The organism is Enterococcus sp. AZ067 (assembly GCF_051715005.1).
Lineage (GTDB): Bacteria > Bacillota > Bacilli > Lactobacillales > Enterococcaceae > Enterococcus_D > Enterococcus_D casseliflavus.
Map to the genome: position 1 here is coordinate 2,872,717 of NZ_JBIOSY010000001.1, position 17,112 is coordinate 2,889,828.

Here is a 17,112-nt window from a genome sequence, read left to right on the forward strand (position 1 = left end):
TGATGCGGTTCCTTTTTTATTTGTATCTATGTAAGAAGGCGAACTCGTCCTTCAACGATTAAAAGCTGCTTGCAGCCATAAGGCGAAAAAAAGAAGAGGATTACTCCTCTTCTTCCTCTTCATCCGCAAAATCATCTTCATCATCGTCATCGATAATGGTTAGATCTTCCTCAATGCTGTCAGGTAATTCTTCTTCATCATCGGTGCTATTGTCGGCGCCGATTTCTTGCAAGTCTGAATTGTATGCCGAGATTTCTTCATCCTCGTCATCATCATCATCAAAGAGATCATCTTCTTCGTCATCTGACAAATCAGTATCCTCAGGATCATCATCGTTATAATCGATTGCGTCTTCATCATCGTTGATAAAGGCATTGACTTTTTTACGTTTGCGACGACGTGGTGTATCTTCATCCTCGTCTTCGATGCCATGGTTGACTTCTTCATCGATCGAATCAATGGCGTACCATGAACGTAAGCCCCAACGATTGTCGCCTAAAGAAATAAAACTACCGTCGATATTCAAGTCTGTATAAAACTGCGCCAATGAATCACGAATCTCGCTGTCTGAAGTTTCAAGATAGTTTTGAATTTGGTTGACCAAATCAGAAAAATCCATCACGTCACCGCGCTGCTCTAAAATCGCATGGGCAACTTCAATCATCGACAATTCGTTTTTATTTACACCTTCAAATACATTAATTTCCAAACGGGACACGTCCTTTCACAGTCTACTCCTAATCATACAAAATTACGCCTCAAATTGCAATTTTTTCTTTCAATTTCCCTTTGATCAAGCGGTAAATTCTAAAGATAGTTTGTATTCGCCGACTTTGTCAGCAGCCATGAACAAGTCATAATCGATATCGATCTTTCCCGAGTATGGACGGTCTTTCAAGCTAACGTGCAGGTGATTGGTGAAGGTGTGGAACATCATCAAACCATACGGGGTTTGGTAGCTCGTCTCTAACCGTTCCTTATAAGAAAATTTCAAACGCATGCGCATTTCCCCTGAGCGAATCAATTGAATCAATCCGTCTGGCATGATTTTCATCGTGACGGGAACGTCGGTACCGTCTGGCTGGATCTCTTTGTAACGGATATATAAGGTATCACCGATCTTGACTGCTTGTCCTTGCAGATCAAACAGAAAGTTCTCTGTTTCCCCTGCTTGACGTACATTGGTTGTTAAATGAATCGAGATTGGGATTCCTTTTGATAATTCTTGCATGTACGTGTGCCTCCTTTGAAGATTTCAGTTTCATTCTTGCTTTTTTTCATTCGTTTGTCAATCATTTCAGTTGATTCTCCTTGGTCTATTTCTTCATTGAAAATAAAAAAGCGAAAACAAAAGCAAGTTTTCATTCTTTTCTCCAAGTAATTTTCCAAGAATCGTATATAATAAGGATAACAGGTATTTTTAAAGGAGTTTAACCGATTTGACTATCTATATAATGGATCAAACCTTACCACGTATCCACAATCCTTATGAGCCGTTTGCTTTCACCGATGTTGCCACCGAAGCTGCTGGCAAACTTGAACAAGTTTATTGTCATTTTTGGCAGTTGTCCGATACGATGATTTTAGGAATGAAAGATACCCGGCTGCCTTTTTTGATAGATGGTCTGCAGGTTTTGAAAGAAGCTGGCTATGCCTCGATCATCCGCAACTCAGGCGGGCTTGGGGTCATCAATGATGCCGGTATTTTGAATGTCTCCCTCATTTTCCCTAAACATTTGGCTGCCACTACGGATGCAGCCTATGAAATGATGGCGACATTGTTGCAAACAGCCTTTCCTGAGCGGACAATTTTGGCTTATGAAATTGCTGACTCGTACTGCCCAGGCACCTATGACCTGAGTATTGACGGAAAAAAAATTGCTGGCACAGCACAACGACGGATCAAAGACGGCGTGGCTGTCATGATGTATCTGAGCATCAATGGCGACCAACCAGCCCGCGGCTCTCTCGTTCGTCGTTTTTACCAAGCAGGTTTAAAAGAGCGCTTTGGTACGGATGGCTATCCAGCCGTCAATCCTGCGAGCATGACCACTTTAGAAGCGGCTCTCGGCCGTAAGTTTACCACACAAGAGGTGATTGACCGCTTGCAAAAAGCCCTGCTTTTCTTGATCACAGACCAATCCCTATATCCGCTTGAGTCACTGGATCAATGGCTTTCAGAAAATGACCTTAGCGAACAAATGCAGCAACGCTTAGCTGGCATGGAAAAGCGAAATCACCCAATAAAGGAGTTTAGCGATGAGCCTACCATATAAATATCAAACCTTAGCGATAGAAAAAGTGTTTCGTGACCCTGTTCATAACTATGTCCATGTGCAGCACCAAGTGATTTTGGACTTGATCAATTCCAAAGAAGTGCAGCGTTTGCGACGAATCAAACAACTAGGGACTGCTTCTTTCACCTTTCACGGAGCAGAACACAGCCGCTTTTCTCACTCCTTGGGGGTTTATGAAATCAGCCGCCGCATTTGCGATATTTTCCAACGCAATTATTCGATTGAAAAAGTTGGACCGAACGGTTGGGATGATAAGGAGCGTTTAGTGACCTTGTGTGCAGCATTGCTTCATGATGTGGGCCATGGTCCATACTCCCACACCTTTGAGCATATTTTCCATACAGACCATGAAGCCATCACAGTGGCGATCATCACTTCTCCTGAAACGGAAGTTCATCAGATATTGAACCGAGTGGAGGCTGGATTTCCTGAGAAAGTGGCAAGTGTCATCACTAAAACCTATCCAAATCCCCAAGTCGTTCAAATGATTTCCAGTCAAATCGATGCTGATCGGATGGACTACTTGCTGCGCGATGCTTATTTTACCGGCACTGAATACGGCACGTTTGATCTGACCAGAATTTTACGAGTGATTCGTCCGTACGAAGGCGGTATTGCTTTTTCTATGAATGGCATGCACGCTGTGGAGGACTACATCGTCAGTCGTTACCAAATGTATGTGCAAGTTTATTTCCATGCGAGTTCTCGAGGGATGGAAGTGATCTTAGCCCATTTGCTGGATCGTGCTGCAGAACTTTATCAAGTGGATCAGGAAATGTTTCAAAGCCATTCGCAACTGCTTCTCCCATTTTTAAAACAAGAATTCACTTTAGATGAATACTTGAAACTCGACGATGGCGTGTTGAATACCTACTTTACCCAATGGACGGAAGAGAATGATCCGATCCTCAGCGATTTAGCCAAGCGGTTCTTAAATCGTAAACCGTTGAAATCCGCTCGCTTTGACGATGAGACGCAGTTGCCGATGATTGAAGAAATGCAGGGACTGGTGGAAAAAGTCGGCTTCAATCCCCGCTACTATACTGCCATCAATTCAAGCTTCGATCTGCCTTATGATTTTTATCGGCCAACTTCTGGTAAGCATCGGACACAGATCGAATTACAGGAAAAAGATGGTTCCCTTGTAGAATTATCCCAAGCCAGTCAACTTGTTGCAGCCTTAGCGGGACAGACCCAAGGTGACCAGCGCTTTTATTTCCCAAAAGAAATGATTGACCCCAACATCCAAAATCACTATGATTTATTTGGAGAGACGTATCAAGAGTTTGCCAAGCACATTCGCAATGGTGCTTTGATCAAACCAAGCCACTAGGAGGAACTTATGAGTATCAAACTGATCGCCATCGATATCGATGGCACCCTGCTGAACAACGACCGCAAGATCACTCCAGCAGTTTACAAAGCATTAAAAGACGCAGAAGCGCAAGGCGTGCGCATCGTTTTGTGTACGGGACGCCCCTTAACTGGTGTCCAAGATTTATTGAAGGAACTAGACTTATTTACGGACAATGATTTCGTGATTACCTACAATGGCTCTTTGGTTCAAAAAACCAAAAATCAAGAGATCATCTCTGAATTCGGCTTGTCCCAAGATGACTATCTCTTTGTTGAGATGACTGCGAGAAAATTAGGGGTTCACCTTCATGTAGAAACTGAGGATACCATGTATACCGCTAACCGCGATATCAGTCCTTACACGATTTATGAAGCCTTCTTAGTCAACATGCCATTGAAATATCGGACACCAGAAGAAATGACTGCTGACTTGAATATCATCAAAATGATGATGATCGATGATCCCGCAATACTGGATCAGATCATCCCACAATTGCCGACTAGTTTGACCGACAACTACAGTGTGGTTAAAAGTGCTCCTTACTTCTTGGAAGTCCTAAATAAACAAGCCCATAAAGGAGCTGCTGTCAAAAAATTGGCGGAGCACTTAGGCATCAAACAAGAAGAAGTCATGGCGATCGGCGATAATGAAAATGATTTAACCATGGTGGAATATGCTGGTATCGGTGTGGCGATGGCCAATGCTACTGAAAACGTGAAAAATGCCGCAGATGTCCTAACCGCTTCAAATGAAGAAGACGGTGTAGCAGAAGTGATCAACAAGTATGTTTTAACAAATAACTAAGTGCAAAAAAGTCAGGTTTCCTTTTTATCGGAAACCTGACTTTTTTATTTTGCCAACCACTGTTCAACTGCCCATTTATGGCTGCCGCGTTTCAATCGTTGGATCGCTTCTTCTGGCGTGTGCCAAGACAATTGATTGGTTTCTTCTGTCGGTTCGCAAACTTTTTTCCACTGTGTCATTAAATAGAAATAGCCCGGGTGATGGTAAAATGTATCGCGATGGCGCGAATAGAAGTATTCAACTGCCTCCCCTAGATACTCAGCAATCTCCCCTTCAAATCCAAGTTCTTCAATCAATTCTCGTTGGATCGCTTCTTCTTTGCTCTCATTTGGCTCAATTTCACCACCGGGCAAAAAGTATGCGCCATTGGGTGCTTGCACCAAGATCACTTCATTTTTTTCGTTTGGAAGAACGACATACGCCCCATATCTTGATTTGTATGGTTTCCCCGCTTCTTTTTCCCCGAACACAATTTCCTTTTCTGGCATGATTCCCTCCACCAACACTTTCTTTCCATTTTACCCTATGCCAATAGTCTGGACAAGCTGGAAATAACGCTCGGTTGTCTTTTATTCGTTACAAAAAGAGAAAATATGTTATCATACAACTATCAAGATCGAAAGGATGATTTACCCATGAAAATGGCTCACACATGTGTCCGCGTCAAAGACTTAACGGCTTCTCTAGATTTTTATCAAACTGCCTTTGGTTTTGAAGAATCTCGCCGTCGTGATTTTCCTGAACATAAATTTACTTTGGTTTACTTAACTTTGCCTGGTGATGATTACGAGCTAGAGTTGACCTATAACTATGACCATCCTGGCTATGAGTTAGGCGACGGCTATGGCCATATCGCCATCAGTACCGATGATCTAGAAGCGCTTCATGAGAAGCACCAAGCGGCTGGATTTGATGTCACTGATCTGAAAGGACTCCCAGGAACTTCTCCTTCTTACTATTTTGTGAAAGATCCTGATGGCTACAAAATCGAAGTTATTCGCGAAAAATAAAGCGAAGGTGATCGAAAAAAGGACCTCGTGTCCTTTTTTCTTTTTCGATTCATTTACTAGTAGAAAGGTTTGATCAAATGAAACCCATTATCGGCATCGCTGCTAATGAACGACCAATGATTGAAGAAGCAGAACATTGGTTGTCCTATACACCCAAAAATTTTGTGACCCATATCCAACAAGCCCAAGGCATTCCCCTATTATTACCAATGGGTGTCGTGGAAGATGCTGCGACTTACATCAGCAAAATCGATAAACTCTTGTTAGCCGGTGGTCACGATGTCTCCCCTGTTCACTATGGCGAAGATCCTCATCCATTGATTCAAGGCATTCATCCTGATCGTGATGTCTTTGAATTGGCATTGATCAAAGAAGCAGTGGCTCAAAACAAACCGATCTTTGGAATCTGCCGTGGCATGCAGTTACTCAATGTCGCATTTGGTGGGAGTTTGTACCAAGATCTCTCTTTGATCGATCACCCAACGATCAAACACGTGCAATTGCCGACGTTCTTTCAATTCCCTACACATCGGGTAAAAATCAAGGCAGACAGTCGTTTGGCTGCTCTTTTAGGCACAACCTATCACGTCAATTCTTTTCATCACCAAGCAGTCAAAACAGTTGCGGATGATTTCAACGTGATTGCCACCGCTCCTGATGGTGTCGTTGAAGCCATTGAATCCACTGCCTATGGCGCACCGATCTTAGGCATTCAGTGGCATCCTGAGCTAGCCGCTCACAAGCTGCCTTCTGAGCAATCGATCTTCAACTTTTTTGTGCAGGAATTCTAAAGTCTTGCCCCTTGTTTTCTAGATTTTAGCGAATAAAAAACGCCCGATCACGAAAAGGATCGGGCGTTTTGCTTATTTTTCGTTTTTCATTAACACTAATGATTGTTTCAACGTTGCCAAGATACCATTGTCGTTATAGATCAAGACATTTGATTTGTACATTTTTGCAGAAACCAGCATCAGGACGATCGTGGTAACAGCAAGGATTCCTACTGAAATCAATGCACCGCCGATACCCACTGTATCATTAGCAAGCCGTACTGGCATAATGAAGGAAGATAAAAATGGTACATAGGAAGTTACTCGTAAGACCACGTTATGAGGATCCATACCGCCTAGCACGATTCCAAGCATATACCCGCCCAATGAAAGATACGTCACTGGAATAATGGCTTTCGCCGTATCTTCTGCTTTGTTCACTAACGACCCGCAAAGGGCTGACAAGACCGAGTAGATCAAAATTCCTAAGAAGACGAAAACGATCGCAAACACCAGGAAGGGACCAAAAATGCCATCTGTCGAAAAGTTTGCCAACAAGTCTTTTACCATTGGGTTATCCTTGATCCAGAAATAGCTCCCACCAAAAATCGCAACATAAGCAACTAGCTGGGTCGCTGCAACCATGATTACACCCGTCAATTTGGCATAGTAATGGATTTGCGCCCGTGTACTAGACAAAATGACTTCCATGATGCGTGTGCCTTTTTCAGAGGCGATCTCTTGTGCAATGATCTGTGCGTAAGTAATGATAAAGAAAAAGAGGATGATTGTTGCGATCATACTTACTAGTGATTGCATCGCGGTATTGTCTTCCCCATAAGTCATTTCGCCATCTTCACCGAAGGATACTTTTTGACGATCAAGCGGTGCGACTTCACTAAGGACTGCCACTTGCTCAGCAGTCAAGCCAAGCTCACTAGCTCTATAGGAAGACTGCAACCCCGTCAATAACTGTTGGATCGTCAGCTCTAATGCTTGCCCCATTGAGGACTCGCTTAGTAATTCCCCTTGGAGCGTATCCCCTGAAGCAGTAATAAGTAACAAAGCATCAGCATCTTTGTCTGCCATCTGTTGCTGCCCTTGTTCTTCGCTGTCAACAATTTCAAATTCAAAATCATCGCCGCTTTGGTCCACAAAGGTCTGCGCAATGGCTGGTTCATTCGCATAAACGGCAATTTTGTCGACACTGTTCATACCATCAGCAAAATAACCAATGAGATAAAATGCCCCCGTTGCAATAAATGGCACGAGAATCATAATCAAAAACGAAATTGATTTGATATTTTTTTTATAAACATCTAATGCGATTACCCAAAACTTACTCATTTATTTTTCCCGCCTTCCGCTTAAAGATTTCTTCTAACGTTGGCGGTTGTTGATTGAACATAGGGATATAACCATCCGCCGTTGCTAAATCAAATAAGGTTTTTCCTACTGCAGGATCAGCGATCGTAATATCATAGCTGCCATCTTCTCTGGCAAGAACTTCCTCGACACCTGCCACTGCCAAGAGCTGTTCTTTCGTCAAGTTGGATTCTAAATAGACTTTCGTCCGCCCAAAGGATTCACGAATTTCATGAACTTTTCCGTTTAAGACGGTTTGACCATCCCGCAGCATAATCAAGTGATCGCAGATTTTTTCCACATTATCCATATTATGACTGGAGAAAATGACACATGAGCCATTTTTTTTCAGTTCAATGATCCCATTTTTCAACAGTTCCGCATTGACGGGGTCTAACCCACTAAATGGTTCATCTAAAATCACCAATTTTGGTTCATGGATCAACGTTGAGATCAGCTGAACTTTTTGCTGATTTCCTTTTGATAGCGATTTGACTTTATCGGTTTTCTTGCCTTTGACTTTAAATTTGTCCATCCAATAGTCGATTTTTGGTACGATGTCTTCTTTCTTCTTGCCTCGTAACCTCGCGAAATAGATCAATTGATCTTCAATCGTTACTTTTGGAAACAAGCCGCGTTCTTCTGGCAGATAGCCGATAATATTGTATTCTTTTTCACTAATTTTATGGCCATCCCACAATACTTCCCCTTGATCGGCTTTCAAGAAATCCAAGATCAATCGGAATGTCGTCGTTTTACCAGCACCATTTTGACCAATCAAGCCCATGATCTGTCCATCATTGATGGTAAAGGACAATTGATCGACTGCTGTATAATCGCCAAATGTTTTTACTAATTGTTTTGCTTCTAACACATGCTCACCTTCCCTATCTAATAAAATATATCACTAAAGAAAAAGCCGATAACGGCGCCAATGATCGCTCCGACAAACATCAAGATGACGGTATCGCGGATCACTCGTTGACGCTTCGCCAGTTTCTCTGGTTCATTGTAATAACTTGCTCGATTTTTATATAAGAATTTCATCAGGATCGTGGTCAATCCTACCCCAATCGGGATAAACACCAGCCCCGTAATCAATCCTAGTCCAAAGGACCAAAATGGATTTGTGCGAATATTGAAATAACGGATCAGAAAATAAATTGCTGCTAATATCACTAAACTGATCACCGAAAGTAGAATCGATTTTTTCATTAAATACCGTGTTTCATTATCGATCCGTTCTTGATAGCTTTCTTGGTCACTGAAAATCGCTGGTGTGTCAGGAGACGCTTTAAAATAAAAATAGCGATCTTTATAATTGCTGATATAAGTCCAGCCTCCTGCTTGATACATCGCTAAGTAATCAACGATCTCAGAGGGCTCTCCTTCGAAAAAGTCTACTGCATATTTGGTCGTTTCTGGGTCTCCTTTGATAAACTTCAAAAACCCTAACCGATTCATCTTCACAAAGTGCCACCCTAACGACGCTTGTTTTTGCAGACGAACCATTTCCTTTTCTGGGTAATAGGCTACACCAAGTGAAAGAAGGTATTTCTTATTGATGCCCATCTTGCTCTCCCCCTAACGCTTCGAAAACCTGTTCTCCGATTTGATAAAATAATTTGCGCCGTTGAATATCTTTCTCCAGAACTTGTCTTCCTTCTGGTGTAATCTGATAGATTTTTTTTCGGTCAACGCTCTCCTCTAAATCGATCCACCCCTTTTTCGTCAGCTTCTTTAAAATCGTATACATCGTTGCGGGACCAATCTCAAACGTCCCTTGGCTCAGCTCATGGATCTGTTTCATGATGAGATACCCATGTTTCGGCTTTAAAAGCGCTAATAAAATCAAATAGGTTGAATCTGTCAATGCCTCATCCATTTGATTCCTCCGTCCCACTAGCTATATCACTTAATGATATATTATCGAATGATATAACCAGCGTCAATCTTTTTTTGAAAAATAAAAGCCGTCTCCACTAGGGGAAACGACTTTTTGAACATTAGTTAGCAATTTTGACAGGCGTATTATAAGGGATGTTATAGTAAAACCATTTGGCATCTGGGACTGCTAAACGAATGCAGCCATGAGAAGCCCGAGTGCCTAATTTTCGTCCTTCAACAGAACTAAAAGCATTAGTGGACCAAGCAATGCTCGTTGGGATCGTGTGGAATAAATAGACGCCGTGATCTTTAAAGGAACGGTAGTAAGCGGCTCCTGAAAAAGCTAAGCCTTTTTCTGCTTGGATACGGAAATTCCCTAAAGGTGTTGGTGTATTGAAGGCACCGGTCGAGCAAAGCATCGTATAAATCACTTTATTTCCTGATTTGATGTAGACCCGCTGTTTGCTGATAGATACTTCAATGTTTAAGTTTTTAACGTTTAATGAAGGATATTTCCCTCCTGTAGTATACATCCAAAAGTTGCTATTTACATTTGTGGTTTGATTTTCTTTGACCCAACCGATTCGACCAGCTGGCGAAACGAGATACAAGTAATTGCCATCACTCGTTTTTGCTAGTTTGGTCGCTTGTGCCATATAGCCTTTGTAGGCACTCTTTTTCCCAAGTTTCGCACTATTTGGATCGGCTTTTTCAAAGAAATTGCCATCCCCATTCTTGACGACCACGTAGCGGCTAATGTTGCTTTGAGAAGTGATCGTATGGGCATTGGTCACCCCACTTGCATTGATGTAGCCTAACCATTTGTTGTTGAGATAGAGGGAGTAGTAGGTGGAGCCGTTGAAATGTAAAAATTTCCCTTTAACTTGTATATTTTTATTCACATATTGTTCAGCAGTACCCAATTTTTTTGTGAAATTCAAATGTTGCCATATGATATCATTTTTATTTTTGATACGAATAGTTTTCTTTTCACTCTGCCAGACTCCTCCTTTTGTATTGGCTAACGTTACAGCTTTTTCATCAATATAGCCCATCCATTTGTCATGTGAGTCATAGATTGTCAGATAAGTTGTGCCATTAAAATGAGTATATTTCCCTTTGGCTAAATAGGTTTTATAATAAAAATTACTTGTATTATATTTTTGGTTTTTTAAATCAAAACTTCCCAACATAGTCATATTTTTTTTAGTCAGAGAAACATACTTGCCATAATTTTCATAGGCACCTTGAGCCCCATCTCTAAGTTTTACATTAGTTTCACAAATATAACCCATCCAATTATTTTTATTGTCAAAAATGGAATAGTAAACGAAACCATTCAGGTGGTGAAAGCTTCCCTTAACCTTATACGTTTTACCTTTTAACTTAGTTGTATTTCCTCTAGTTTTTCTTGTCAAAAAATTTTGCCATAGTGTAGACTTACTGTTAGTAATAGTCGCATATTTTGATTCAGCACGCCACACACCCCCAGGAGTTGTCGCTAACTTAACGCCAGTAGCTTTTATCCAACCGATGAGAACATTTTTATTTGAATACAATGCGTAATAGACCACGTTATTATTCGTCGTGAATACTTCTTTGATTTCAAAGGTTTGACCAGCAATGATTGAAGAAGTGCTCGTTTTTTTATCTAAAAACACATCTTGCCAAAGCGGTTCTTTCGCACTTGTAACGGTTGCATATTTTTTCTCGATTTTGAAGGTTCCGCTGGCAACTTTCACTGCTGCTTCTGCTACGACACCGACAACCTTTTGATCGTCACGAATTTCAAGATAGGTCCGCTTATCGGCACCTTGATACCGTTTGACACTACGGTATACCTTGCCAGCTAATTCATTGATCGTTCCTTGCTCGATCAATTGATCCTTCTCAAAACGGTAAAGGATGTTTTGCGTTTCAGGATTGGCTGCTGCAACCGGATTGATTTTTATATATTGGTTATTAACTGCAACTGATTCAACATCAATGATCCCTAAGTCTGGTTCTTCAGAAGATTCTTCCGTCGATTGAGTAGATGAATCTTGTGTGGTCTCGGTCTGACTGGTCTCAGTCGCAGCCGTGCTAGTACTTGACGTTGTTTCTGATGAAGAGGTAGACGTTGATGAAGACTCAGTTGCCGTGCTTGACTCTGTACTCTCTGTACTTGCCTCTTGAGATGATGCTGCGCTCGCTTCTGAAAAACTTTCTGACGTCGTCTCTTGTGCAGTAACAGACGCTGCTGTCGGATCCCCTTCATTTGCTGCATAAACTTGTGTGATCGTTCCTGCGATGGGTGCGACCAGTACCCCAACAATCGCAACGCCTTGAAGCAACCCACGTTTCAACTTTTTCATTTTTATTCCCCCTTTAATCCTATTTTGGTATCACTTTCTTACTATATTAACAGATATTTTTTAGTGCCACTACTCACTTTAAGTATACCACTGCCTAATAAAAAATTTGAAAAAAACGTCCCCAAAATAAAAAAAGCAATAGCCACTTTCGGCTATTGCTTCAAAAACGTTTCTTCTATTACATATGTTCCGCAACTAAAGCTTTCAATTGATCTTTTGTATGCACCCCAATTGCTTTATCAACGACTTGGCCGTCTTTTTTCAACAACAAAGTTGGAATAGACATGATCCCGAATGAAGCTGGTGTTTCAGGATTTTCATCCACATCCATTTTCACGATCTTCAATTCGTCTTCCTCATATTCATTCGCTAATTGTTCCAAGATCGGCGCTTGCATCCGACATGGACCACACCAAGTTGCCCAAAAATCAATAAGGACTAAGCCTTTATCGGTTTCTTCTGAAAAAGTTTTATCAGTAATTTCTTTTGCCATCGTACTTCCCCTCCATTTTTAAAACTAAAAAAAGTATACCACGTATCGGAAGTTTTTTAAAATCGTCTGCTTACAAAAGGTAAGGGTTCTTAAAGGTTAGTTAAACTTCACAATGGTCGCCCCATTGCCCCCTTGATTTGCTGGCGCAAATTCAAAACTTTTCACCGAGCGATGGTTTTTCAAATAATCGGTAATCCCTTGACGCAGCGCACCGGTTCCTTTTCCGTGGACGATCGTCACTTGCGGATAACCTGCCAAAATCGCCGCATCTAAATACTGATCCACTTCATTGAGGGCTTCTTCGTACCGCTTGCCGCGTAAATCCAACTGATTGACCACTGGACTGCTGTCAGCAGAACGAATCGTATTGACGATACGCTGTGTAGGCTCCTTCACTGGCGCTGCTGGTTGGAGATCTGTTTCTGGCAAATTCATTTTCAAAATACCGATTTGGACTTGCCATTGATTTTTGCCTGCTTTTTTCAACAAGACCCCGCGCTGCCCATAAGATGTTACAAGCACTTCGTCTCCTTCTTTCAGCGTCTTGGCTGCTTTGGCTTTTTGCAGAACCTTGTTTTTTTGCAGATGTTCTTCTTGTTGCAGTCCTGATAACTTGGTGCGCGCGTCGATCAGCTCGTGTTCTTTGACCTTCGTTTGACCGCCGGCTAACTGCATTTTACGAATATCGGCAATGATTTTTTCAGATTCTTCTTTGGCTTCTTCAACGATCTGATTGGCTTTTTGCCGAGCTTTCGCCAATTCTTTTTCACGTTCTTCAAAGAAATAACTATAGGCTGCTTCTAGCTCTTGGTGTAAGCGGGCCGCTTCTTTTACATGATGACGGACTTCAAGATACTCGGTTTCCGTCATTTTTCTTCGATTTTCTAAATCAGCGATCATTTCATTCAGGTCTTGGCTTTCTCCATCCATGATCTCTTTGGCTTGATCAATGATCGTATCTGGCAAGCCAAGTCTTTTCGAAATCTCAAACGCATTGCTTCGTCCTGGAACCCCGATCAACAAGCGATAGGTCGGACTTAAGGTATCAACATCAAATTCCATAGAGGCATTGATCGTATTGGATCGGTTATAGCCATAAACCTTCAATTCAGGATAATGGGTCGTCGCCATGACATAAGCCGACTTAGCCCCAAGTTCGTCCAAAATCGCAATCGCTAGTGCCGCCCCTTCTTGAGGATCGGTTCCTGCGCCTAATTCATCAAAGAGAACTAAGCTTGTCTCGTCGACTTTTTTCAACACTTCAACGATCGTTGTCATATGAGAAGAAAAGGTCGATAGACTTTGCTCAATGGATTGTTCATCCCCAATGTCCGCAAAAATCTCATTGAAGACACCCATTTGGCTTTCTTCTTCTGCCAGAATTGGTAAACCAGCTTGGCCCATGATCTGTAATAGCCCTAATGTTTTTAAGGTGATGGTTTTCCCACCGGTATTCGGCCCAGTAATGACAACGGCTTGATAGTCTTTTCCAATCGTAATATCGTTAGGAACGACTTTTTCTTGATCGATCAATGGATGACGTGCTTGCTTAAAAAAGACATGGTTGTCTTGATTGATCGCTGGTACGATTGCCTTCATCTCTTTTCCAAAACGAGCCTTGGCATTCATGAAATCCATGATCCCGATCACATACGCATTATGGAGGATCTCTCTTTGATATGGGGCTAACTCTGCTGACAATTCTGCTAGAATACGTGTAATTTCATCCCGTTCCGCAATTTGATGCTGGCGCAAACGGTTATTTTGTTCCACTACTTGTTTCGGTTCGATAAACAAGGTTTGACCAGAGGAACTTTGGTCGTGGACTACCCCGCCGAAAACACCTCGGTACTCTTGTTTGACTGGAATCACATAACGCTCATTTCGCATGGTTACGATCGTATCACTTAGATACTTTGCATTGCCACCTCGGACGATGCCATCCAATGTCTCGCGAATCGTCCGTTCTGCTCGTCGGATCGATTGGCGAATTCCACGTAGTGCTGGAGAGGCATCATCTGTGACTCGGCCATCCTCATCGATAGCTTCTTTCAAGCGTCGATTCAAGGTTGGCAAAGACACCAACTGTTCCTCCCAGTGATACAAGCGGGAAAATTCAATCTCGCTTTCAGACAAATCAGCAAAAAAGCGTTTCAATTCCTGCGTAGTTGATAAGACACGGGCAACTTGTGCCAACTCAATGCCGTTTAAATCGGCGCCAATTTCGATCCGTTTCATTTGGGGACGAATATTCTCAATCTTTGGTACAGGGATTCCGCCTCTTAAACGTTGGATCTTGATCGCGTCTTCTGTTTCTGCTAGCCAAGAGGAAATGACTTGCGCATCACTTGATGGCGCAAGCTTTGCTAAGGCTTCTTTTCCTTGGGCTGTTACAATATACTGACCGATTTGACTCTTTACTTGTTCAAATCCTAAAACATCAAGGATCTTAGTATTCATTCTTTTCTCACCTGCTTTGTTTTAACTTTTTGTTCCTAAGAAAAAGGCAGAATGGCTCTGCAACCATCTGCCTGCTTTTTACCCAATCACATCTGTGATCCACAATCGATAGAAGTAATCTGAGAGAATCGGCGACCGATCAACGATGAAATTCGCAGTTCCGCTCGTTTCAAACAGATTTTGAATCGTGGCAAACGGGATCATTGAGAGAATCATGAAAAACATGTACAAATTGATATACATCAAGATAACATTCAAAACACCCGCAACTGCCCAGTCATAACCACCTAAAAAACTTAGGCGTTTGTAACGCAAACTGTCTGCAAAAATCACCACTAGTTTTGTGATCAGCCATCCAGCAAAGAGCACCATCACAAAAGCGATGGCTGCATAATAGGCTTTGTCTAAATCTAAAGCCAGTTCCATATCGTAGTATTTTAACTTTGAGTCCGCCGTTACTGACATATAAGGAACATAGAGCTCAATTTTCTTCGCAATTTCTTGGTAATTTGCAACTGCAAAGAAAAAAGAGATCAAATAGCCCAAAACTGAGACCAATTGTAAACTGGTTCCGCGCCGTGCGCCGCCGTAAAAGGCTGCCAACAACAAAACCAAGACAAATAATCCAATCATTTAGGTATCCTTTCTACGCCGCACTACCCATGGGCTGTCTTTTCTTGAATTTTTCGTTTCCTTTGTTCATTTAAGATCTGTTGTGCTTCCACATGATTATGGATCTCCACATCACTGCGACCTGTCTCATCGAGAACTTTCCGTGCTTCGGATTCAATCGCTTCGATCCGCTTAATGCGATTCTCAAGCTCCGTTGCTTTAATGGCTTGTCCTCGCAGCTCGTCCACCTTTTTTTGTAGGACCAAAAGCTGTTCTTGTTTTTTCAGCTGGTCGGAAACAGCGTTGATCGCTAATAAGATCGACGCTTGTTCTTGATCGGTTTGTGGCGATAATTGCATGATCTCAAGCAGTTGGTCATTGACCAATCTTGTCACCATATCCATGTGTTCTTTGCTTTCGCGTCCAATAATCGTGTAACTTTGATTCGCGATAACTGCTTTATAACGTTTCTTTTGCTCCGTCATAGGAATATTTCCTCCCATTGCTTACATTCTGCTCTATTCTATCACTTATTGAACATGTGTCGCAAACTCTTAACTATTATACGTGATTTTCTTATGAATTTCCATGCCAATCGTTTGTTTGCTGATCGTCTTAGTAAAAAAGAATAAGAAGTATGGTAAAATCTTAAAGTATCCTTTTGTCTACCTAAAAAAAGACAAAAAATCAGGAGGAATCAAATGAGTACGATCGTTATCAAAGTACCAACTTCAACTATCCAAAAGATGCAGCAATTTTACCAACGAGATTTGCTAGCTAAGAAAGTTCCTTATACAGTGTTTGTCGCCAAAAAAGGGCCAACGACGATCACTGCTTATACGTCAGGAAAAGTCATGTTCCAAGGAGCGACTGCTGAAAAAGAAGCTTCCTTATGGGGCGATACGGCAAGTGCTGTACCAGATAAGAAAAAAGCGGCTGTTTCATCCACTGCGTTGCCAGCAGGATTTAGCGAAAAAAGCGTCGTCGGCAGTGACGAGGTCGGTAATGGCAGTTATTTCGGTCCTTTGGTGGTCTGTGCCGTCTATGCAAAAAAAGAGCAATTACCACAGCTGAAAGCTTTAGGAGTCAAGGACTCAAAAATGCTGACAGATCCAGAGATTCGTAAGATGGCGCCGAAAATCAAAGAATTGGTTCCTTACCAATTGCTCACCGTCACGCCCAGCAAATACAACGAGATCCAACCAAAATACAACACAGTCCGAATGAAAGTTGCTTTGCATAATCAAGCCATTCGTTTGCTTTTGCAAAAGATTGCTCCTGAGACACCAGATGCCATTTTGATCGATCAGTTCACGAGCGAAAAAAATTATCGCACCTATTTAAAGTCGGAACAAGTAGCGGTCACTGAAAAGCTCTATTTTGCGACGAAAGGTGAACAATATCATTTAGCAGTAGCAGCAGCCTCTATTTTATGTCGTACAGTCTTTTTGGATGAATTAGATGCAGCCTCTAAAGAAGTCGGTTTGCGCTTGCCTTCTGGCGCCCACGCAGCTGCTGATCAAGTTGCAGCAAAATTACTGCAGCAAGGTGGCATAGCACTATTAGGCCAATATGCCAAACTGCATTTTGCGAATACCGAAAAAGCACAGAAACTCGCCAAGCTGTGAGTTCTCGTATTTTCAAAAAAACTGCCGCTACTTCTGAATAAAGGAAGCAGTGGCAGTTTTTGTCCTCAGTACCAG

At 42.0% G+C, this 17,112-nt stretch carries 18 protein-coding genes; 6 read left to right on the top strand and 12 right to left on the bottom strand.

All coding sequences use genetic code 11. From position 1 onward, the window contains the following. Positions 1 to 100: 100 nt before the first annotated feature. Both rpoE and IGI82_RS13670 read right to left on the bottom strand, forming a co-directional pair. Positions 101 to 709: a DNA-directed RNA polymerase subunit delta gene (gene rpoE / locus IGI82_RS13665; RefSeq protein ID WP_005234347.1), complete on the bottom strand. Its 609-nt coding sequence runs from the start codon at positions 707 to 709 to the stop codon at positions 101 to 103. Positions 710 to 793: 84 nt separating this feature from the next. Next, positions 794 to 1,231, bottom strand: coding sequence for a DUF1934 domain-containing protein (locus tag IGI82_RS13670; protein ID WP_005228669.1), 438 nt, complete (start codon positions 1,229 to 1,231; stop codon positions 794 to 796). Between the two features lie 223 nt (positions 1,232 to 1,454). On the opposite strand from IGI82_RS13670, the gene IGI82_RS13675 reads away from it, so the two are divergent. From IGI82_RS13675 to yidA, 3 genes are read left to right on the top strand one after another with little or no spacing between them, the layout of a single operon-like run. Further along, complete coding sequence (locus tag IGI82_RS13675) at positions 1,455 to 2,276, top strand: lipoate--protein ligase family protein (protein WP_413130786.1); 822 nt, start codon at positions 1,455 to 1,457, stop codon at positions 2,274 to 2,276. Beyond that, a complete protein-coding gene (locus tag IGI82_RS13680) occupies positions 2,260 to 3,630 on the top strand; it encodes an HD domain-containing protein (protein WP_010749809.1) in 1,371 nt (456 codons plus the stop codon). Before IGI82_RS13675 ends, IGI82_RS13680 begins: the two co-directional genes overlap by 17 nt. A gap of 9 nt (positions 3,631 to 3,639) precedes the next feature. Further along, the gene (yidA, locus tag IGI82_RS13685) at positions 3,640 to 4,458 is read left to right on the top strand and encodes a sugar-phosphatase (RefSeq protein ID WP_438842338.1); all 819 of its coding nucleotides are present in this window, start codon (positions 3,640 to 3,642) and stop codon (positions 4,456 to 4,458) included. Between the two features lie 44 nt (positions 4,459 to 4,502). Here yidA and IGI82_RS13690 read toward each other — a convergent pair whose 3' ends face one another. Further along, positions 4,503 to 4,946, bottom strand: coding sequence for an NUDIX hydrolase (locus tag IGI82_RS13690; protein WP_005228661.1), 444 nt, complete (start codon positions 4,944 to 4,946; stop codon positions 4,503 to 4,505). Between the two features lie 147 nt (positions 4,947 to 5,093). Between IGI82_RS13690 and gloA the strand changes: the two genes are divergently transcribed. Together gloA and IGI82_RS13700 are read left to right on the top strand one after the other, a co-directional pair. Next, complete coding sequence (gene gloA, locus IGI82_RS13695; protein ID WP_005228659.1) at positions 5,094 to 5,468, top strand: lactoylglutathione lyase; 375 nt, start codon at positions 5,094 to 5,096, stop codon at positions 5,466 to 5,468. A gap of 77 nt (positions 5,469 to 5,545) precedes the next feature. Further along, positions 5,546 to 6,259: a gamma-glutamyl-gamma-aminobutyrate hydrolase family protein gene (locus tag IGI82_RS13700; RefSeq protein WP_015510190.1), complete on the top strand. Its 714-nt coding sequence runs from the start codon at positions 5,546 to 5,548 to the stop codon at positions 6,257 to 6,259. A 72-nt stretch (positions 6,260 to 6,331) separates the two neighbouring features. On the opposite strand, the gene IGI82_RS13705 is transcribed toward IGI82_RS13700, so the two are convergent. The 9 genes from IGI82_RS13705 to zapA all read right to left on the bottom strand — a co-directional run bounded on the left by IGI82_RS13705 (position 6,332) and on the right by zapA (position 15,894). Continuing rightward, on the bottom strand, positions 6,332 to 7,585 hold the full coding sequence (locus IGI82_RS13705; protein WP_005228656.1) for an ABC transporter permease: 1,254 nt from the start codon (positions 7,583 to 7,585) through the stop codon (positions 6,332 to 6,334). Further along, positions 7,578 to 8,477, bottom strand: a complete 900-nt coding sequence (locus tag IGI82_RS13710; protein ID WP_005228654.1) for an ABC transporter ATP-binding protein — start codon at positions 8,475 to 8,477, stop codon at positions 7,578 to 7,580. Before IGI82_RS13710 ends, IGI82_RS13705 begins: the two co-directional genes overlap by 8 nt. A gap of 17 nt (positions 8,478 to 8,494) precedes the next feature. Continuing rightward, the gene (locus IGI82_RS13715; RefSeq protein WP_010749814.1) at positions 8,495 to 9,175 is read right to left on the bottom strand and encodes a DUF2812 domain-containing protein; all 681 of its coding nucleotides are present in this window, start codon (positions 9,173 to 9,175) and stop codon (positions 8,495 to 8,497) included. Continuing rightward, positions 9,162 to 9,488: a PadR family transcriptional regulator gene (locus IGI82_RS13720; protein ID WP_015510192.1), complete on the bottom strand. Its 327-nt coding sequence runs from the start codon at positions 9,486 to 9,488 to the stop codon at positions 9,162 to 9,164. The genes IGI82_RS13715 and IGI82_RS13720 overlap by 14 nt, the downstream gene beginning before the upstream one ends. A gap of 121 nt (positions 9,489 to 9,609) precedes the next feature. Then, complete coding sequence (locus IGI82_RS13725; RefSeq protein ID WP_438842339.1) at positions 9,610 to 11,844, bottom strand: L,D-transpeptidase family protein; 2,235 nt, start codon at positions 11,842 to 11,844, stop codon at positions 9,610 to 9,612. Between the two features lie 178 nt (positions 11,845 to 12,022). Further along, a complete protein-coding gene (gene trxA, locus IGI82_RS13730) occupies positions 12,023 to 12,337 on the bottom strand; it encodes a thioredoxin (protein ID WP_005228645.1) in 315 nt (104 codons plus the stop codon). 96 nt (positions 12,338 to 12,433) lie between these two features. Continuing rightward, positions 12,434 to 14,797, bottom strand: coding sequence for an endonuclease MutS2 (locus IGI82_RS13735; RefSeq protein WP_074933413.1), 2,364 nt, complete (start codon positions 14,795 to 14,797; stop codon positions 12,434 to 12,436). 78 nt (positions 14,798 to 14,875) lie between these two features. Then, positions 14,876 to 15,430, bottom strand: a complete 555-nt coding sequence (locus tag IGI82_RS13740) for a CvpA family protein (RefSeq protein WP_010749817.1) — start codon at positions 15,428 to 15,430, stop codon at positions 14,876 to 14,878. A gap of 23 nt (positions 15,431 to 15,453) precedes the next feature. Beyond that, positions 15,454 to 15,894 (bottom strand): cell division protein ZapA, encoded by a 441-nt coding sequence (gene zapA, locus IGI82_RS13745; protein ID WP_005228634.1) that lies wholly within the window; start codon positions 15,892 to 15,894, stop codon positions 15,454 to 15,456. Between the two features lie 216 nt (positions 15,895 to 16,110). Between zapA and rnhC the strand changes: the two genes are divergently transcribed. Beyond that, positions 16,111 to 17,037 (top strand): ribonuclease HIII, encoded by a 927-nt coding sequence (gene rnhC, locus IGI82_RS13750; RefSeq protein WP_438842340.1) that lies wholly within the window; start codon positions 16,111 to 16,113, stop codon positions 17,035 to 17,037. Positions 17,038 to 17,112: the final 75 nt, after the last annotated feature.